The sequence below is a fragment of the Pseudomonas sp. ACM7 genome, assembly GCF_004136015.1.
Taxonomy (GTDB): domain Bacteria; phylum Pseudomonadota; class Gammaproteobacteria; order Pseudomonadales; family Pseudomonadaceae; genus Aquipseudomonas; species Aquipseudomonas frigoris.
Genome location: NZ_CP024866.1, coordinates 6,345,485 through 6,362,134, shown reverse-complemented (window position 1 = coordinate 6,362,134; position 16,650 = coordinate 6,345,485). Strand labels below are relative to the sequence as shown.

Annotated in this window: 15 protein-coding genes and 2 pseudogenes; 3 read left to right on the top strand and 14 right to left on the bottom strand. The window is 59.5% G+C overall.

What is annotated here, in order from left to right:
* Window positions 1–76 precede the first annotated feature (76 nt).
* The 4 genes from CUN63_RS30370 to CUN63_RS30355 form a co-directional block, all read right to left on the bottom strand.
* Window positions 77–1,036: a 2-hydroxyacid dehydrogenase gene (locus CUN63_RS30370; RefSeq protein ID WP_129444828.1), complete on the bottom strand. Its 960-nt coding sequence runs from the start codon at window positions 1,034–1,036 to the stop codon at window positions 77–79.
* Between the two features lie 147 nt (window positions 1,037–1,183).
* Entirely contained in the window at window positions 1,184–1,702 is a 519-nt protein-coding gene (locus CUN63_RS30365) for a cysteine hydrolase family protein (protein ID WP_129444827.1), read from the bottom strand.
* Window positions 1,703–1,890: 188 nt separating this feature from the next.
* The gene (locus tag CUN63_RS30360; protein ID WP_129444826.1) at window positions 1,891–2,508 is read right to left on the bottom strand and encodes a TetR/AcrR family transcriptional regulator; all 618 of its coding nucleotides are present in this window, start codon (window positions 2,506–2,508) and stop codon (window positions 1,891–1,893) included.
* A gap of 31 nt (window positions 2,509–2,539) precedes the next feature.
* Window positions 2,540–2,923 (bottom strand): tautomerase family protein, encoded by a 384-nt coding sequence (locus CUN63_RS30355; RefSeq protein ID WP_046048875.1) that lies wholly within the window; start codon window positions 2,921–2,923, stop codon window positions 2,540–2,542.
* Between the two features lie 900 nt (window positions 2,924–3,823).
* On the opposite strand from CUN63_RS30355, the gene CUN63_RS30350 reads away from it, so the two are divergent.
* Together CUN63_RS30350 and CUN63_RS30345 are read left to right on the top strand one after the other, a co-directional pair.
* A complete protein-coding gene (locus tag CUN63_RS30350) occupies window positions 3,824–4,438 on the top strand; it encodes a LysE family translocator (RefSeq protein ID WP_129444825.1) in 615 nt (204 codons plus the stop codon).
* A 76-nt stretch (window positions 4,439–4,514) separates the two neighbouring features.
* A pseudogene (locus CUN63_RS30345) lies at window positions 4,515–4,709 on the top strand (IS5/IS1182 family transposase); the annotation flags it as partial.
* 99 nt (window positions 4,710–4,808) lie between these two features.
* Here CUN63_RS30345 and CUN63_RS30340 read toward each other — a convergent pair.
* The 3 genes and pseudogenes from CUN63_RS30340 to CUN63_RS30330 all read right to left on the bottom strand — a co-directional run.
* A pseudogene (locus CUN63_RS30340) lies at window positions 4,809–4,907 on the bottom strand (OprD family outer membrane porin); the annotation flags it as partial.
* A 155-nt stretch (window positions 4,908–5,062) separates the two neighbouring features.
* Window positions 5,063–5,539, bottom strand: coding sequence for a MarR family winged helix-turn-helix transcriptional regulator (locus CUN63_RS30335; protein WP_084317873.1), 477 nt, complete (start codon window positions 5,537–5,539; stop codon window positions 5,063–5,065).
* Window positions 5,540–5,649: 110 nt separating this feature from the next.
* Window positions 5,650–6,993, bottom strand: a complete 1,344-nt coding sequence (locus CUN63_RS30330; RefSeq protein ID WP_218570139.1) for an MFS transporter — start codon at window positions 6,991–6,993, stop codon at window positions 5,650–5,652.
* Between the two features lie 325 nt (window positions 6,994–7,318).
* On the opposite strand from CUN63_RS30330, the gene CUN63_RS30325 reads away from it, so the two are divergent.
* Window positions 7,319–8,299 (top strand): AraC family transcriptional regulator, encoded by a 981-nt coding sequence (locus CUN63_RS30325; protein WP_129444824.1) that lies wholly within the window; start codon window positions 7,319–7,321, stop codon window positions 8,297–8,299.
* Window positions 8,300–8,317: 18 nt separating this feature from the next.
* Here CUN63_RS30325 and CUN63_RS30320 read toward each other — a convergent pair whose 3' ends face one another.
* From CUN63_RS30320 to CUN63_RS30290, 7 genes are all read right to left on the bottom strand, one after another.
* Window positions 8,318–9,889 carry a methyl-accepting chemotaxis protein gene (locus CUN63_RS30320; protein ID WP_256657630.1) on the bottom strand — a complete coding sequence of 524 codons (1,572 nt, stop codon included), beginning with the start codon at window positions 9,887–9,889 and terminating at the stop codon, window positions 8,318–8,320.
* Between the two features lie 15 nt (window positions 9,890–9,904).
* Window positions 9,905–10,669 (bottom strand): class II aldolase/adducin family protein, encoded by a 765-nt coding sequence (locus CUN63_RS30315; protein ID WP_129444823.1) that lies wholly within the window; start codon window positions 10,667–10,669, stop codon window positions 9,905–9,907.
* Between the two features lie 22 nt (window positions 10,670–10,691).
* Entirely contained in the window at window positions 10,692–11,675 is a 984-nt protein-coding gene (locus tag CUN63_RS30310; RefSeq protein ID WP_129444822.1) for a ketopantoate reductase family protein, read from the bottom strand.
* Between the two features lie 75 nt (window positions 11,676–11,750).
* Window positions 11,751–12,545 (bottom strand): ABC transporter ATP-binding protein, encoded by a 795-nt coding sequence (locus CUN63_RS30305; protein ID WP_178082688.1) that lies wholly within the window; start codon window positions 12,543–12,545, stop codon window positions 11,751–11,753.
* Complete coding sequence (locus CUN63_RS30300) at window positions 12,542–14,344, bottom strand: ATP-binding cassette domain-containing protein (protein WP_129444820.1); 1,803 nt, start codon at window positions 14,342–14,344, stop codon at window positions 12,542–12,544. Before CUN63_RS30300 ends, CUN63_RS30305 begins: the two co-directional genes overlap by 4 nt.
* Window positions 14,341–15,378: a branched-chain amino acid ABC transporter permease gene (locus CUN63_RS30295; protein WP_129444819.1), complete on the bottom strand. Its 1,038-nt coding sequence runs from the start codon at window positions 15,376–15,378 to the stop codon at window positions 14,341–14,343. Before CUN63_RS30295 ends, CUN63_RS30300 begins: the two co-directional genes overlap by 4 nt.
* A gap of 107 nt (window positions 15,379–15,485) precedes the next feature.
* Window positions 15,486–16,637, bottom strand: a complete 1,152-nt coding sequence (locus CUN63_RS30290; RefSeq protein ID WP_129444818.1) for an ABC transporter substrate-binding protein — start codon at window positions 16,635–16,637, stop codon at window positions 15,486–15,488.
* Window positions 16,638–16,650 lie beyond the last annotated feature (13 nt).

The window sequence follows — 16,650 nt, the reverse complement described above, 5'->3', positions numbered from 1 at the left end:
ACAACCACGAAACGCCCTTATAGGTGAGCGTGTTGCCGGGCAATCATTGTTTTTGATACACCTGTTTGAATGGTGGTCAGATCATGCTCGTCGTCGATGGCAGGGCAATCGGGGTCAATACCGGATTACCGGTGAAGAACGCCACCAGATTGCGACCTACCAGCTCCACGGTGCCTTGAGTGGCTTCCGGGGACAAACCGGCGACATGCGGGGTGAGGACCACATTGGCCAACGCCTTGAAGGCATTGGGTACTTGGGGTTCTGTGTCGAAGACATCCAGCGCAGCGCCGGCAATCCTGCGCTGCTCAAGCGCGCTGATCAGGTCTGCGGTGACAATCACGCTGGCTCGGGCGATGTTGACGATGAACCCCTGAGGGCCCAAGGCGTCGAGTACTTGTCGGTTGATCAGGTGTTTGGTGCCCAGTCCGCCAGGGGTGGCGACGATCAAAAAGTCTGATTTCCGTGCCAGCTCCGTCGGCGTCGAGCAGAAGCTGTACGGCACATCGCTGCGATGCTGGCGGTTGTGGTAACTGACCGTCATGTCGAAGCCGTGGGCGGCGCGTTTGGCGATGGCCATGCCGACCGCACCGAGGCCCAGGATGCCCAGGCGCTTGCCGGCCAGGGACGGGCGCATGATTTTCGGCCACTCACCCCGGCGCACGGCGGCGTCGCAACGGGGAATGTCACGCACCAGAGACAGCAGCATCGCCATGGCATGGTCGGCGACTGAAGAGGCATTGACTCCGGCGCCATTGGTAACCGTTATGCCCCGGTTGGCGGCGGCTTGCAGGTCGACGTGTTCGTAGCCGGCGCCGATCACGCAGATGATCTTGAGATTGTGCAGGGCGGCGATTTCGTCGGCGTACAGGCCCAATGGGCCGCGGGTCAGCACCGCATCGATCTGCGCGCCATGGCGTTTAATGGCATCGGCGCGCTCGGCAGGCGTGGGCGCCAGAATCAGGTGAAAACCCTGATGTTCGAGAATCGGCAGGTAATCATTGATGGTTTCAACCAGTACCAGAACGGTTGCGGGCATGCTGGGCTCCTGTGCGCATCGGAAAGTCGGGGCTCGAAAGTTGCTTCAAAACGTTGCTTCAAATTGCTGATTGCGCAACGGTTTGGCATTTACCAAAGATAGCAGGCTTATGGCCTGCGACCTCAGTGTAGGAGCGTTCCGTAGCGCTTACACATCCACGGTGTTCAACACCTTTGCGAAGGCACCGTTCAACGTCGCGTTATGGTGTTCGATGATCGACCGGGCCGGCAGCGCCGGTGTGTCCATGCAGGTATGCGCATCGGCCACGAGTATGGGTTTGAACCCCAACTCGGCCGCCGCCCGGCAGGTGCTGTCGATGCAATATTGGGTTTTCATGCCGGCGATGAACACCTCATTGATGCCGCTAGCCCGCAGTTGCTCCGCCAGCGCGGTGGCGTAAAAGGCATTGGGTCGGGTTTTGTCGAACAGGGTGTCGGTGCTGGCATCCAGATCCAGTGCGGGCAATAGCTGCCAGAAGGGGCTACCGACTTCGATGGGCGAACCTTGAGGGCCGGTATGGCGCACCGCGAAGATCGGCACGTTACGCTCCCTGGCCTGACGAATGAGTTGCTGGATGTTCGCCAGTATCCGTTCACCGTCGTAGGGTTTTTCCGGGCCGTGGAACAGGCCGACCTGCATATCGATGATCAACAGCGCTGATGACATGGGTGTTTCTCCTTGGGTGTCGTACGAAAAGTGCCGAACGGACGGGAGAAACGACAAGGCCCCGTCCATTGCTGGCGGGGCCTTGGGTTCACTGCGCTGTGTTTATCTCAGCCAGCCACCGCACGACCCGCCGGAAGCGGTCGTGGTGGTGCGGGTGAGGTTCAGCGCAGGAATATTCATGAGGCCGATCATGCTGTCGGCGTCGTGGGTGTGTCAACGGCCGTGTCCGAGGTGAGAAATGTCCGGGCTGCGTCGAGAATTTCATCGGACAAGGCGTCACCCCGGGTTGCACGGGCCAGGGTCAGGGCGCCGACCATCAGCGAATAGTCCACCAACGCTTTTTGCCGATTGGTTTCGGGCTGATCCGCGCCCATCAGCGGTGCCAGCATCTGCAGCAATGCCTCCAGCCCTTGGGTGTAGGTCTGGTGCAAACCGCTTTCTGCGGTTTCATGACACATGTCGCCGGCAAACGCGGTCACCGGGCAGCTTTCGCCCGGATTATCGCGATTGGCCGCGGAGAGGTAGGGCGTGATGATGCTCTCGCGGGCCGAGAGGCTGTCGTCGTTATCCTCTATTTTCTGCTTCCAGCGTTCCATCGATTGGGTGAACGCCCGGCTGCACGCCTCTTGCGCCAGCGCTTCCCTGGATTCGAAGTGACCATAGAACCCGCCATGGGTGAGGCCGGCGGCGCCCATCACGTCGACGACACTGATCCCGTGCAGGCCGCGTTCGCGAAACAGACGCGTGGCGGCCTCAACGATGATCTCGCGGTTGAGTTCGGCTTGTTTGCGGGAGACTCGAGGCATTGGCGGCTCACAGGTATATAAAAGGTAGAAATCAGCTGGCGTATTGAGCAATGCCGTTGCCAAACGACCAGTTCTCTTTCTTGACCTCCACCAGATTGATGAATACATCTTCCAGGCGCACCGCCAGTTCTGCGTTAAGGCTCTCGGCAATGGTTTTGTAGAGGAGTTTTTTCTGCTCGATGGTGCGGCCTTCGCTCAGAGTGATCTGAATCACCACCAGATTGTCGGTGCGATTGATGCCTAGGTAGCCGGGATCAAAGATGAAATGCTGTTCATCGTGCTCGGCAAGAATCTGGAAGTTATCGTTCTCCGGCACGCCAATGGCGCTGTGCATGGCGGCGTAGATCAATTGCCCGACACGTTTGGCGTGAGTAGGGTCTTGATGCTTTTTTATGTCGACGCGAACGAGTGGCATGAGAGGGCTCCGCAAGTAAGGACTGCCGGTCAGCAGTCAGGATCGAAATTACATGACGGTAATCCTTTATTAAATAGATTTTTTAAAACATCCATAGGGTTCCATTATTTGTTGGCACGAACTCTCCGAAATTAGGGACTTAGAGGGCGATGCCTGTCATTCACTTTGGCTTTTCTTTTCAGGAAAACTGGTACAAGCCTTTGATTTAGCATTTTTGTCTGGTGCGCCGGAGCAGGCCACCGTGTCGATGCGAATTTCTCGCGAGTTCTGGGCCGACCTTAGCTGCCCATCGCTATCGCGAATGACAAAAAAATGCAAGGCGGCTACCCAGACAGTCGCGATTCGATGAGGGGTATCGCAAATGCTTAACTCTGATGGCAAGTTTGTGAGGAAGGATGTGAGGTATCAAATTTTTGAGCAGCGTTGAGAGGGAATGATTTCAAGGCGGTTCTCCATGTCTTCAAATCAAGCTACGCCACACACAGCAATAATAAAAATTCATTAATTTTATGTGCTGCATTCCTATAAGGAATGTATGGCTCAACAATCTCTCGTCTGCTTAAAACTGATTCAGCCTTGTCGCGACAGTCAGCTGTGGGTCGAAGGCGTTCGCCCATACTTTTTGAGAGGACTGAAGGGGTAGCTGAACCTAAGTATATTGAATTGCTGGAACGAGCCGAGGCCGCTGGGCGCATGTCTCCTGTCTAGCGTGGGCCGGGACCGATCACGGTCTGTTCTTAGCGACAGACCGCTAACGGCCCAGAGTGTGTAAAAAGCCCCTAATCTCGAGAGCCCTGTGTAAAACTCTTATCTCGATGGACGTTGAGGTCACGAGCGACCCTGCGCTTATAGCACTCATTTCCGTGACGATCACCGTCCACAGGACTCGCGAGGAAGCACATGATCGATGGTTCCGCCGTTTTGACAGTTTTTTTGGTCTACCTGGCCGGTGTCGTTATCCCTGGGCCAAATTTCGTCGCAGTGGTCCATAAAGCGGTGGCTGCTACACGGTCAGAAGCTCTGGCCTTGGTAGCGGGTATCGTACTGGTCAACTTGTTCTGGTCCACCTGTGCAATTGCAGGTCTCGGGGTTGTATTTGCTGCGCTCCCTTGGGCTGCGCTTGTTGTAAAGGTTCTGGGGGCCGCCTACCTGATGTGGTTCGGATTCCGACTGCTGATCAACGCGGGGAAGAATGCGCTTGGCCCGCTAAATGATGCCGTCGCCGGTAGTTGCAGGCAGTCCTTTATTCAGGGGGTGGTTACCAACATTGGCAACCCCAAGTCCATGGCCTTCTATGCCGCTGTTTTTTCAGCCGCAGCCCCCGCCCACGTTTCGCTAGGCACGTTTTCGTCGATGCTGGCAGTTGTAGTGGTGGTTTCAATGACCTGGTATGGAATGGTCGCAATCGCTCTTTCGCAGCCTAAGATTGCTTCCGCGTATCAAGGGAGGAAAAAAGCAATCGATCGACTGTGCGGTGGTTTGATTTTGTCTCTGGGGATCCGCCAGCTGGTTTAGCAATCCCACGATTGAGTATCTATCTAGATCGAAAGCCTTGCTATGATTTCTGAGGATTTCAGCGCAAGGATCGCCCATGAAACGCTTCATCCAAGGTGAACATCGAGGCCAAAACACCTTACTTCCCGAAAGTCTCTACGACTACGTCAGCGATACTAATCCGGTGCGCGTAGTCGATGTCTTCGTCGACGAACTCGACCTGGTCAATCTGGGTTTTGACGGTGCTATTCCAGCTGACATAGGCCGGCCTACTTACCACCCTGCGATCCTGGCATCTGCCGTTACCTGGCCGTGCTTGATGCTGCCAGGCTCAGGCTGAGCGCGTGTCGAAGTGTCGCAGGTCGGTACGCAGGGTGCCGGGGCCGACCTACCAATCGTATTTGAGACCCAAAAAGTTCTGTTTGTAAAAGTCCTGCAGATTGCCGTAGTAGTACTGCAAGGTCAGGTCTTTGGTCGCTCTGTAATTCACGCACTGCGCGATTGCCTGTAAAGGGATCAGCTATCGGTGGTGAATGCTGTGCCTATAAAAAAGCAGAAATCTGAATCATCGGATTTCTGCTGTAAACGGCTGCTATTCAAGGTATGTAGACTGTCGCCAGTGCCCACAGCGTTGGTCGTTGCGGGTCAGTCTTCCGGCAGGTTATTGAATATTTTTTCCAGTGTTCCGTTCAGTTTGGTGATCTGGGCCTCGGTCAGGCCTTTGAAACTTGTGCGGAAGATATCGCTGGTGCCGTGCTGGATTTCTTCGATGGTATGGCGGCCGACATCGGTGAGTGAGACCTGAGTCACGCGCCCGTCGCTGGCGCTGGTGTTGGTCTCTACCAGGCCGTCGGCTTTCATGCGATAGACAATTTTGGTGATGGTCGAGAGCTTCGCGATGGCATGGATGGAGATTTCCGAAATGCTCGACTCGCCATTTTCCTTGAGGATGAACAGAATCCGCCAGCGCGGTATGTCCATATCGATTTTTTTCAGCGCTTTCTCCATGGCCATGGAGTAGCGGCCGTGCAGGCGAGCCAGCCAGTAGAAGGGGAACTCTTCCTTCTTGAAGTCTTCGCTGGCGGGGTTGTATCGGCTCAGGCGCTTTTTCGGGGTGGTCATAAAGGTTGGCGTAGTCTTTCAGGTGAGCGGGTTTGATAGCGGGCGCCATTGTCGCGCCGCCCGCGGCAAAAAACCAGCAGACACGCCGTAGCGTGCCTCAGGTAAGGACGTCAGGCCAGGCCTTCGTGTTTGAGACTCTCACGGAAGTGCCGGCAACCTTTGGTCAGCAAGAGCAGGGTGAATGCGACTGCAAAGGCATTGAGCAGGGAAATCGATGACCCGACCATGGCCGGATTTTGGAATAGCCGGTCGGTGAGCAGCGCGACCAGTGTGGTACCAAGACCCAGGCCGATCAGATTGGAAATCAGCAGGAACAGCGCGCTGATCTGCGCTCGCATCTGATTGGGTGGCAGGATCTGCATGGCTGCGGTTGACGCCGGCATTGGGAACGAAGCAAAGAACATCGCCGGTGCCAGCAACGCCACGGACATCCACAGTTCGCTGACCTGGGTGAACGCGATGGCGGGTACGGCCATGCCAATTGCCCCGATGACTCCCGCGCGGATCGGCGCATCGCTGTAGCCTTTTTTCGCCAGCCAGTCGATCAGCCAACCGCCACAAAACACGCCGCTGGTATTGGCTAGCAGCACCACGATGCCAAGCATGTAGCCGGTATCGCTGGGGGCGAGGCCGAATTTGCGCATATAGAAGGCCGGGGTCCAGCTAAGCATGCAGAACAGCGTCATCGCGTAAAACGAAAACCCCAGGTAGTGGCAGAAAAAGGTCTTTCGGTGCACTGCCAGGAACTTGAACGCCTGTTTCATGCTGGGCGCATGGACCTTACCTGCCGCATCCAGCTTCAGGCCCTTGCGAGCCGGGTCGCGAATGGTCAGGGCAATCAGCAGGGCAACGAGAATGCCCGGCAGTCCCACCAGAAAAAACGTCACCTGCCATGGCCGCATTTCGCCTAGCAGCGGTACGGCGACACTGTCGAGGTTCTTCAGCAAATCGATGACGTAGCCGCCAATCAGAAAGGCCACGCCGCCACCGATGAACGAGCCGATCGAGTAGATCGCCACGGCGCGCCCGAGTTTTTCCCGGGGGAACATATCGCTGAGCATCGAGTAGGTGGCCGGCGACAGCGCCGCTTCACCAATCCCGACACCGATGCGGGCCATAAACATCTGCAGGAAGTTTTTGCTCACCCCGCACAGGGCCGTCGCCAGGCTCCAGAACGCAATGCCGATGGCGATGATTTTCGGGCGGGAAAATTTGTCCGCCAGCAGCGCGATGGGCATGCCCATGAAGGCATAGAACAGGGAGAAAGCCAGGCCGTGCAGCAAGCTGAATTGGGTGTCGGATAACTGCATGTCGTGTTTGATCGGTTCGATCATCAACGCCAGGATTTGACGATCGATGAACGAAAAAATATAGGCCAGCATGCAAACGGCAACGACATACCATTCGTAGGCATAGCTTTTACGGGTGACCTCGGTCGGTGTTTTGCTGGTCATGCTGTTTGGCCCCTTCAGGGTTGGCAATCAGTCAGTCGGCGGCAGCGGTTCGCAGTTGGGTGTATTGGTGACGCCGTCGTTACCCGAGCGCCTTGCCCTGGTGCGTTTATTGGTTTTGTTGTGCGGTTCCAGGTTGCCAATGGCTTGGCATGTGTGTGCTGCAGGACCTTTTTAAGCCCTTGTTTGCCTTGACTCTATGCACCAGGCGCAGAGGCTGTTCCGGGCGCGCAGAAAGCGTTTGCGTGGCGTGAAAATTGCTTTCCATTTCCACTAAATTATCGACGTGCCTGCGGGCAACGGTGTCATTTTCTGGAGGTGCTTCAGCATGTTCGATCAACGCTCTTCGCTCCGTCATCATTGCCTTCTGAGTTCCGGCGGGTTTGGCGAGGTCAAGGATCGGGTCAGTCATTACCTGTGGCCCCACCAGATGAAAATGCAGCAGGGCGGCGCCCTGCAATCGCAGCTGTACGGCGTGTTTTTCGGCAGCTCGGCGTTGTTCGATCTGCACTACGGCGCACCGGTGGAAATCGACGCCGGCGATATCAGTGACTACTACTTGATTCGGGTCACCCTGGAAGGCAGCGGCATGGTCAGCCTGGGCAAGCAGAGCGCGATTTTGCGCAAGGGCGGGCTGACCATTTCTTCGCCTTCTGAGCGCAGTTTTATCCGTATCGACAAGGACTGCCGCAACCTGATTTTGCGCGTCGATCGCCAAGCCCTCGAGCGTCAGCTGCAAGTGTTGCTCAACCGGCGTTTGCGTCAGCCGTTGGTGTTCGACATTCAGGTCGACGCCGAGCATCAGGGCATGGCGACGGTAAGGACCACCCTGGATTACATCTGCCAGCTCTATGGCGACGCCAGCCAGATGCTGCTGACCTCGACCATGGGCGGGAGCCTGTCGGACTATTTGCTGTCGGTGCTGCTGACCCAGTTGCCGCACAATTATTCGGTCGATCTGCTGCAAGACCAGCGCCAACCAATGCCTCACCACGTCAAGAAGGCCCGTGACTACATCGAACAGCACCTGGCCGAACCGATTGCGCTGGCGAGCCTGGCGCAGTTCTGCGACGTGTCGATCCGCACCTTGCAAAATGGCTTCACTCGCTTTCTTCAGCAAACCCCCAGTGACTATGTCCGCACTCGTCGGCTGGCCTTGGTTCACGTAGCCCTGCAGCAGGCCGGGCCGACCGACAGCGTGACGGATATCCTGTTGCGTCACGGGGTCGCCAGCTTCGGTCATTTCGCCATGCAGTACCGCAAACAGTACGGCTGCCTGCCTTCCGAGACCCTGCGACGTCAGGCCTGATGCATGAGGATGAATCGCTCAGCCCTGTAGAAAACGCTGTGCCAGGTCGAGTTGGGAGTTGGCCAGTTGATGCAGCTCCTCGCCGATCTGGGTACTGCGTCGGGACTGATCGCTGCTGGTTTGCGCCAGGTTCACGATTTGGGAAATCTGCCCATTGATCTCTTGGGCGACTTGACCTTGCTGTTCGATGGCCGAAGCCATTTGCAAACTCATGCCGGAGATCTGTCCGACTTCCTCGCAGATGCGCCGCAGCGCGGTTTGTACCTGCGCCACGTCTTCGCGTGATTCCCGCGCGGCCGACTCGCCGCGTTGTGCCGTGGCGAGCGCCAGGGCACTGCCGTCACGCAACTGCTCGATCGAGCGCTGGATTTGTTCAGTGGATTCGCGGGTGCGGGTCGCGAGGCTGCGTACCTCATCGGCGACCACCGCGAAGCCGCGTCCGGTCTCGCCGGCGCGGGCCGCTTCGATGGCCGCGTTCAGCGCCAGCAAATTGGTCTGTTCGGCGATGCTGCGAATCACATGCGCGACGCCGCTGATTGATTCGATCGATTCCGCCAGGCGGCTGACGGCCTGGCCAATTTCCTCGACCGAGGTGCACAGGCCGGTCATCGAACGCTGGCTTTGCCCGGACATCCGGTCACCATCGCGAGCCAGACGGTCGACGGCTTGGGTGGCTTCGGCCGCGTGTTGCAGGTTGCGCGACAGTTCCTGGATCGTGGCACTCATTTGATGGACGGCCGCGGCGGACTGCTCGGCTTCTTCAAGTTGCCGTTGCAGGTGCCCGGATTGGGTCTGCACCAGTGTCGACGATTCTTGCGCGCGTTGACGCACGGTCTCGCCGTTGATCCGGATACGCGCCATGACCGTGCGCATCCGCGTGTTCTGGCTGTTAAGGGCCATGTCAAAACGGTTGGCAACGCTGGCGCTGCCTTCCTGAAGCGGGGCCAGCAACGCGTCGCTGTAGACCTGATCGTGCCGGGCCATGATCCGGCGGACGTCCGCATGTTGTCTGGCTTGCCATTGCCAGCTCGCGGCGAGTACTCCGCCGAGCATCAGCAGGCCGGGTGCCAGGTCGATCTGCCCGACAACCATGGCGCCTGTGACACCAAGTCCCACTAACCAGGCGATACCCTGAGTGCTGGCATGTTCCTGTATGCGGCGGGCAAAAGTCAGCGGGCCGTGGCCATCATTCAAGCGTCGATAGAGTTTTTCCGCTCGCAGGCTTTGGGCGGCGTCCATCGGGTGATACGCCGTGCCCAGCGCATTCAACTGACCGCCCTCCAGCAGTGGCACCACATAGAGATTGCACCAGAACGTCGTGCCCTGTTTATCGCGACCCATCATGGGCGCTGTCCAGGGCACACCGCTGCGCAAGGTCTCCCACATACGATCAATGACTCGCTTGGGCATCAGCGGATGATTGATCAGTTCGTGCGGCTGGTTCAGCAGCTCCTCTCGGGCGTAACCGCTGAGCGCCACATAGGCATCGTTGCAGGCCATCAGATGGCCGCGAGTATCCAGGCGCGAGATCGGGATTTCTAGCTGCGCCGCAACGATGACCGGCGGCGTGTATTCCTTTGACTTAGCCACTGAGTGCTCCCGCGATTACCAGCACTGGCCGCGTTCGGCGCGCATTTTGCGAACCATGGCGTCGAAGAATTTCACAGCGAAGCCGCTGTCCCGAATGAGCATGGCTGTGAGTTCGGCACACTTCTGGCTGATCGCCTCAGGCAGCGGATTATCCTCACCACCCAGAGCGCCGGCCTGGCACTGGATTTCGGCGGCGCGCTGCACCGTCCACAGCAGGAAGAACGCCTTGGCAATGCTGCTTTCGCCGACGGCAATGCCGTGGTTGCGCAGCACCAGGATGTGCTTGTCGCCAAGGCTCTCGATCATCCGCGCTTTTTCGTCATCGAACAGCGTGATGCCTTCGAAGGTGTGGTAGCCGATCCGTCCGTAGAGTTGTGCACCGTAAAAGTCGTTATGGGCAAAACCGGCCTTCTTCATGACGATGGCCGAAATCGGCGTGGTGTGTGTATGGATCAGGCACTGAATGTCCGAACGGGCACCGTGCACCGCGCTGTGCAGGGCGAAACCGGCGGGGTTGCCGTCGTAGGGCGAGTCCTCGAGCTTCTTGCCGTGCAGGTCGACCTTGAGCAGGTTGGCCGGGGTCACCTCGGTGTAGTTCAGGCCGAACGGGTTGACCAGATAATGGTGCGCCGGGCCGGGTAGACGTGCGGAAATATGGTTGAAGATGGTCTCGGTCCAGCCGAAGAAGTCCACCAGGTGGTAGCAATGGGCAAGCTGCACGCGCAGCGCCCATTCTTCGTCGCTGTACTGTTCGGGTTTTTCCAGTGGGCTGTGGTTCATATCGTAGTCCTTATCGTAGGGGTCAGTGACAAGCCTGTTCGCCGCGAAAGCGCGCCAGGGCAATGAGGTGTCGTGTGACGGGCATCGGAATCTCCATGCAATCAGCCAGCTCCAGCACCGCGTCACCGATGGCGGCGAGCTCCAGGGGGCGGCCTTTTTCATAGTCCTGCAGCATCGAGGTGCGCACGGCGCCCATGCCGGCACCGAGTTCGAGAAAGGTCTGCGGATCGATGCTCACGCGGGCGCCATGGGCGGCGGTGAGCAGGGTTTCGTGCAGGCAGGTGCTGACCAGGTCCCGCAGTTCCGGCAGGCTGTAAAGCTGCTCAAGGGTGGCGCCGGTGATCACCGAGAGCGGGTTGGAGGTGATATTGGCGATGATCTTGGTCCAAAGGTTGTCGCGGATGCGTTCGGTGGCCCGCGCCTCGATCCCGGCGCTTTCGATCAGCGCGCGCACGCGCTCTAGGCGCGGGCTGAGGCTGTTGTCGGGCTCGCCGAAAATCATCAAATGCGGGTTGCGCGATTCGACCACGGCGCTGGCCGGGCAATGGGCGGTAATGAACACCACGCAGCCGATCACATGGCACAGGTCCAGGGCCTGGCTGAGGATCGACTGAGGGTCAACCGCGTTCACCCGTTGCCCGTCGTAGCGTCCGCCTTCGCCGTGGAAATACCACCACGGCACGCCGTTGACCACCGGGATCACCACCGTCTCGGCGCCGATCATCGGTTGCAGTTGCGGCAGCAGGCTGGCCAGGGCTTGTGCCTTGGTGCAGAGAAAAATCAGGTCTTGCTCGCCAAGGCTGGCAGCGTCGTCGCTGGCCTCGACTCGCACATGATGATGACCGTCCAGATCGGACAAGTGGATGCCGTCACGGCGGATGGCGGTCAGGGTTTCACCTCGGGCCAGTACGTTGACCTTATGGCCGTTGCCCGCAAGACGGGCCGCCAGGGTGCAGCCGATGGCACCGGCACCGGCGATGCCGATGCGCAAGGGGGAAGCGTTCATCGTGACTCCGGATGATCAGAAAGGTCTGGGAAAGCCGGACCCGACGCCGTTTCGAGCGCCGGGGCAGGGCGGCGGTCAGTTGGCGAGCATTTCCTGATGCTTGCTGGCAAGGCCGAGATAGGCTTCGATCACGCGTGGGTCGTCAGCCAGTTGCTGCGCCGGGCCCTGCATGGCGATCTGGCCGGTTTCCAGCACATAGGCGTAATCGGCCACCCGCAGGGCGGCACGCGCGTTCTGCTCGACCAGCAGAATCGATACCCCTTGCTCACGCAGCGCGGTGATGATGCGGAAGATCTCCCGGGTAATCAGCGGCGCCAGGCCCAGGCTTGGCTCGTCGAGCATCAGCAACTTGGGCTTGGCCATCAGCGCCCGGCCCACGGCGAGCATCTGCCGTTCACCACCGGACAACGTCGCCGCCAATTGCTCGCGGCGTTCCCACAGGCGCGGGAACAGCTCGTAGATTTCGCCAAGCGTCTCGCTGTAGCGATGGTCGCCCCGGCGATGGCGTTGAAACGCGCCGAGCAGCAAGTTGTCGGCCACGCTCATGCTGGTGAACAATTCGCGTTTTTCCGGCACCAGGCCCAGCCCCCGCGAGACCATCACTTCCACTTCCGGCAAGGTTTCCAGGCTGCCGTCGAAATGCACCTGACCCCGGGAGCCAAGCACGCCCATGATGGCTGAAAGCAGCGTGGTCTTGCCGGCGCCGTTGGGGCCGATCACCGTCACGATCTGGCCCTTGCCGACGGTCAGGCTGGCGTCGCTCAGCGCTTCGACCTTACCGTAAGCCACGCTCAGGCCCTTGATCTCCAGTACGGCGTCGTCGACCTGGTTGCGGGGTGCGAGGTGCGGTTCCACTTGCATGTTCATCATTCAACTCCTCCCAGATAGGCTTCCAGCACGGCCGGATCCTTCTGTACGTCTTCGGGCAGGCCCTGGGCGATCCGCTGACCGAACTCCATGACCACCACTCGATCGACCAGGCCCATGACGAAGTCCATGTCGTGCTCGACCAGCAGAATCGCCATGCCTTCGCTGCGCAGGCGGCTGAGCAGGATGCCAAGGGCTTCCTTTTCTTTCAGGCGCAGGCCGGCGGCGGGTTCGTCAAGCAGCAGCAGGCACGGATCGGCGCACAAGGCGCGGGCGATTTCCAGAATCCGCTGTTGGCCGAGTGCCAGGCTCCCGGCCTCTTCATACAAGTAGTCGCCCAGGCCTACGCGCTCCAGCTGACGCCTGGCTTCGCCGAGCAGCTCGGCTTCCTCGCGGCGATCAAGGTGCAGAGCCGCCGACAGCACGCCTTGCTGGCCACGCAAATGCGCGCCAATGGCGACGTTCTCCAGCACGCTCATGTTGCCCAGCAGTTTCACGTGCTGAAAGGTGCGGCTCATGCCCATGCGCGCGACTTGCCGCGAGTTCAGGCCGTTGATCTTTTGACCCATGAACAGCACATCGCCGCTGCTCGGTGTATCGACGCCGGAGAGCTGGTTGAACATGGTGCTTTTGCCTGCACCGTTGGGGCCGATCAGCGCGAGGATTTCACCCGAGCGGATTTCCAGACTCATGTCGTTGTTGGCCACCAGTCCGCCGAAGCGCTTGGTCACATTCCGCGCTTCAAGGATCAGTTCGCCATGTTTGGGCAGTTGCCGGCGGGGCAGGGGCGCAGCCTTGGCGTCGACATTCCGAACCTTGGCGCGAACCCTGAAGCGAGCCGGTATCAGGCGCGCCAACAAGGGCCACAGACCGCCAGGTGCGCGCTGCATAAGCACTACAATCAGGATGCCGAATACGATGATTTCGTAGTTGCCAGTGTTACCCAGCAGGTGCGGCAACCAGTCCTGCAACCATTGCTTGAGCATGGTCAGGATGCCCGCGCCGAGCAGGGCGCCCCACACGCTGCCGACACCGCCGATCAGGGCCATGAACAGGTAGTCGATGCCCATGTTCAAACCGAACGGCGTCGGGTTGACGAAGCGTTGGGTGTGCGCATAGAGCCAGCCGGAAATGGCCGCGAACACCGCAGAGATGACGAAAATCACCATCTTCGAGCGGAAGGTGTTGACCCCCATCGACTCGGCCATTACCTGGCCTCCCTTGAGTGCGCGAATGGCGCGGCCTTCGCGAGAATTCAGGAGGTTCTGCGTGATGACGATTGCCAGCAACAGCAGGGCCCAGATCAGGTAGAAAATATTCTCGCCCTTATCCAGCTTCAGACCGAACAATGAAATCGATGGCAAGCCGCCGACGCCGGTATGGCCGCCCAGGGATTCCAGGGTGCCGAACAAGTAGTACAGCGAAAGGCCCCAGGCAATGGTTCCCAGCGGCAGGTAATGCCCCGACAACTTGAGTGTCAGGGCGCCGAGAATCAGTGCCACTGAGGCGGTCAGCACCACGCCCACCAGCAGCGTCAGCCACGGTGACGTCCCGGCCCACGCCAGCCAGGCCGGCAATTGCTCGGTGGTGGTCAGGTAGGCAGAGGTGTAGGCGCCCAGCCCGACGAACGCGGCCTGACCGAAACTGGTCATGCCGCCGACACCCGTGAGCAGCACCAGCCCCAATACGACCATGGCGTACATGCCGATGTAATTGAGCAGGGTGACGTAGTACGGCGGCAACAGCAGCGGCGCGACGCCCACCACCAGCAACAGGGCAAGTAACAGATAGCGCGAATTCATTCTTCTTCCTCCACATGACGACTGGTGAACGAACGCCAAAGCAGGAACGGAATAATCAGCGTGAACACGATGATCTCTTTGTAGGTACTGGCCCAGAACATCGAGAATGCTTCGATCAGGCCCACCGCCAGGGCGCCGAGTGCGGCGACCGGATAGCTCACCAGTCCGCCGATGATCGCGCCGACAAAGCCTTTGAGGCTGATGACAAAACCAGAGTCGAAATACAGCGTGGTGATCGGGGCGATCAGAATCCCCGACAGCGTGCCGATCAGCGCCGCGAGCAGAAAGGTCGACTTGCCCGCGAGGGTCGGCGAGATGCCCATCAGCCGGGCTCCCATGCGGTTGACCGCGGTGGCACGTAAGGCCTTGCCATAGAGCGTGCGCTCGAAGAACAGGTACAGCCCGACGATCAGCCCCAGGGACACGGCCAGCACCCAGAGCGTCTGGCTGTTGAAGGTGACCGGGCCCAGTTCCAGGCCGGCTTCGGAGAACGGTCGGGTGCGGGCGCCTTCAGGACCGAACAGCAACAGGGCGATACCGACCATGCTGACGTGCACGGCGATCGACACAATCAGCAAGACCAATGAGCTGGCCGAGGCGATCGGCTGGAACACCAGGCGGTAGATTTGCGGCCCCAGCGGAACCACCAGCGCCAGCGTCAACAAGGCCTGGACCGCCATCGGCAATTCGGCTAACGGCAAGGTGTTGATCAACACCGCCAGCAGGCCTGCATAGCCGAGCTTGAAGAGAATGCGCACGGGGAACCGAAAGGCCTGGCTTGAACGTGCCGCGCCCCAAACATCGAGTGCGCAGTCGATCAGCGTCAGGCCGAGCAGCAGCCAGACCAGAGCAGTCGGGTGACCGCTCTGCAACGTGGCCATGGTCAAGGCGCCGTAGGTCACGAATTCACCCTGGGGAATCAACAGGATCCGGGTCACGGTGAACACCAGGAGGATCGACAAGGCCAACAGCGCATAGATCGCGCCGTTGGTCATGCCGTCCTGGCCCAGCAGCATGGCTATCTGGAAATTCATAATGAGAGCTCTTTTCTACAGATTGAATATCAGGCCCGTTTGCCGGCGCGGGTTGACTCGGCGGCAATCGGGCAGGGCGCGCAGTGGGCTGTGCGCCCGGGTTTCGATCAGTTGTCGTGCAACAACATCCAGTTGCCGTTCTTCACCACGATCAATTCGCGACCGCGCTCGTCGAAGCCGCTGTGGTCCTGCGGCGTCATGTTGTAAACGCCTTGGGTGCCGGCCAGTTCGTGGCTTTGCTCAAGCGCATCACGCAGGGCTGCACGAAATTCGGGAGTGCCCGGTGCCGCTTTTTTGGCTGCAATCGGGATCGCCTGCTGTAGTAGCAGACCGGCATCGAAGGTGTTCCCGCCGAAGGTCGCGGGCTTGCTGCCGTTGAGCTTTTCGTAGGCCGTGGTGTAGTCGCTGGCGATTTTCTTCGAAGGATGGCTGTCCGGGATTTCATCCAGTACCAGCATCAGGCTGGCCGCCAGAATGGTGCCCTCGACCTTCTTGCCGCCCAGCTTGAGGAAGTCTTGCAGCGCCGCGCCGTGGGTCTGGTAGACCTGGCCGCGATAGCCCTGATCGAACAGGGTGGTCTGCGGCATCACCGCCGAGCTGCCCGGCGCTGCGACCAGCACTGCATCGGGGCGGGTGGCGAGAATTTTCAGGCTCTGCCCGGTGACCGAGGTGTCCTGGCGCTGGAAGCGCTCGTTGGCCACGACCTTGATGTTCTGCTGCGCTGCCAGGCCGGCCATGACCTTGGCCCAGTTCTCGCCATAAGGGTCGCCGGTGCCGATGAAGCCGAGGGTCTTCACGTCTTTTTTGGCCATGTGTTCGAACAGCGCCTTGGCGATCAGGTCATCGTTCTGCGTGGTCTTGAATACCCATTTCTTCTGCTCGGTCATCGGCAGCACCACCGCAGCGGTGCCGACTGGTGCCAGCAATGGCACGCCTGCCTCGGCGACGAACTGGATCACGCCCATGGCGTTGGGCGAGCCGCTCGGGCCGATGATGGCATCGACATTTTCTTCGTCGATCAGCTTCTTCAGCGCCTTCACCGTAGCGGTCGGGTCGCTCGCATCATCCAGAGAAATGTACTTCACCACCTGGTCGCCGGCCTGGGTCGGCAGCAACGGCACGGTGTTTTTCTGTGGTAGCCCGACCAGTGCGATCGGTCCGGTGGAGGAGGTAATGACACCGACTTTCACATCCGCCTGCGCAGCGGCGGCGCAGGCGGCACTCAACAACAACGTGGACACGGCTTTTCTGAAAAGCATGACTTTCTCCGAA

Excerpts from the sequence above, each read along its gene's own strand:
- CUN63_RS30300 (WP_129444820.1), bottom strand. The coding sequence starts at position 14,344 with ATGAATTCGCGCTATCTGTTACTTGCCCTGTTGCTGGTGGTGGGCGTC.
- CUN63_RS30325 (WP_129444824.1), top strand. The coding sequence starts at position 7,319 with ATGTTCGATCAACGCTCTTCGCTCCGTCATCATTGCCTTCTGAGTTCC.
- CUN63_RS30315 (WP_129444823.1), bottom strand. The coding sequence starts at position 10,669 with ATGAACCACAGCCCACTGGAAAAACCCGAACAGTACAGCGACGAAGAA.
- CUN63_RS30350 (WP_129444825.1), top strand. The coding sequence starts at position 3,824 with ATGATCGATGGTTCCGCCGTTTTGACAGTTTTTTTGGTCTACCTGGCC.
- CUN63_RS30305 (WP_178082688.1), bottom strand. The coding sequence starts at position 12,545 with ATGATGAACATGCAAGTGGAACCGCACCTCGCACCCCGCAACCAGGTC.
- CUN63_RS30295 (WP_129444819.1), bottom strand. The coding sequence starts at position 15,378 with ATGAATTTCCAGATAGCCATGCTGCTGGGCCAGGACGGCATGACCAAC.
- CUN63_RS30370 (WP_129444828.1), bottom strand. The coding sequence starts at position 1,036 with ATGCCCGCAACCGTTCTGGTACTGGTTGAAACCATCAATGATTACCTG.
- CUN63_RS30360 (WP_129444826.1), bottom strand. The coding sequence starts at position 2,508 with ATGCCTCGAGTCTCCCGCAAACAAGCCGAACTCAACCGCGAGATCATC.
- CUN63_RS30335 (WP_084317873.1), bottom strand. The coding sequence starts at position 5,539 with ATGACCACCCCGAAAAAGCGCCTGAGCCGATACAACCCCGCCAGCGAA.
- CUN63_RS30290 (WP_129444818.1), bottom strand. The coding sequence starts at position 16,637 with ATGCTTTTCAGAAAAGCCGTGTCCACGTTGTTGTTGAGTGCCGCCTGC.
- CUN63_RS30310 (WP_129444822.1), bottom strand. The coding sequence starts at position 11,675 with ATGAACGCTTCCCCCTTGCGCATCGGCATCGCCGGTGCCGGTGCCATC.
- CUN63_RS30330 (WP_218570139.1), bottom strand. The coding sequence starts at position 6,993 with ATGACCAGCAAAACACCGACCGAGGTCACCCGTAAAAGCTATGCCTAC.
- CUN63_RS30365 (WP_129444827.1), bottom strand. The coding sequence starts at position 1,702 with ATGTCATCAGCGCTGTTGATCATCGATATGCAGGTCGGCCTGTTCCAC.
- CUN63_RS30355 (WP_046048875.1), bottom strand. The coding sequence starts at position 2,923 with ATGCCACTCGTTCGCGTCGACATAAAAAAGCATCAAGACCCTACTCAC.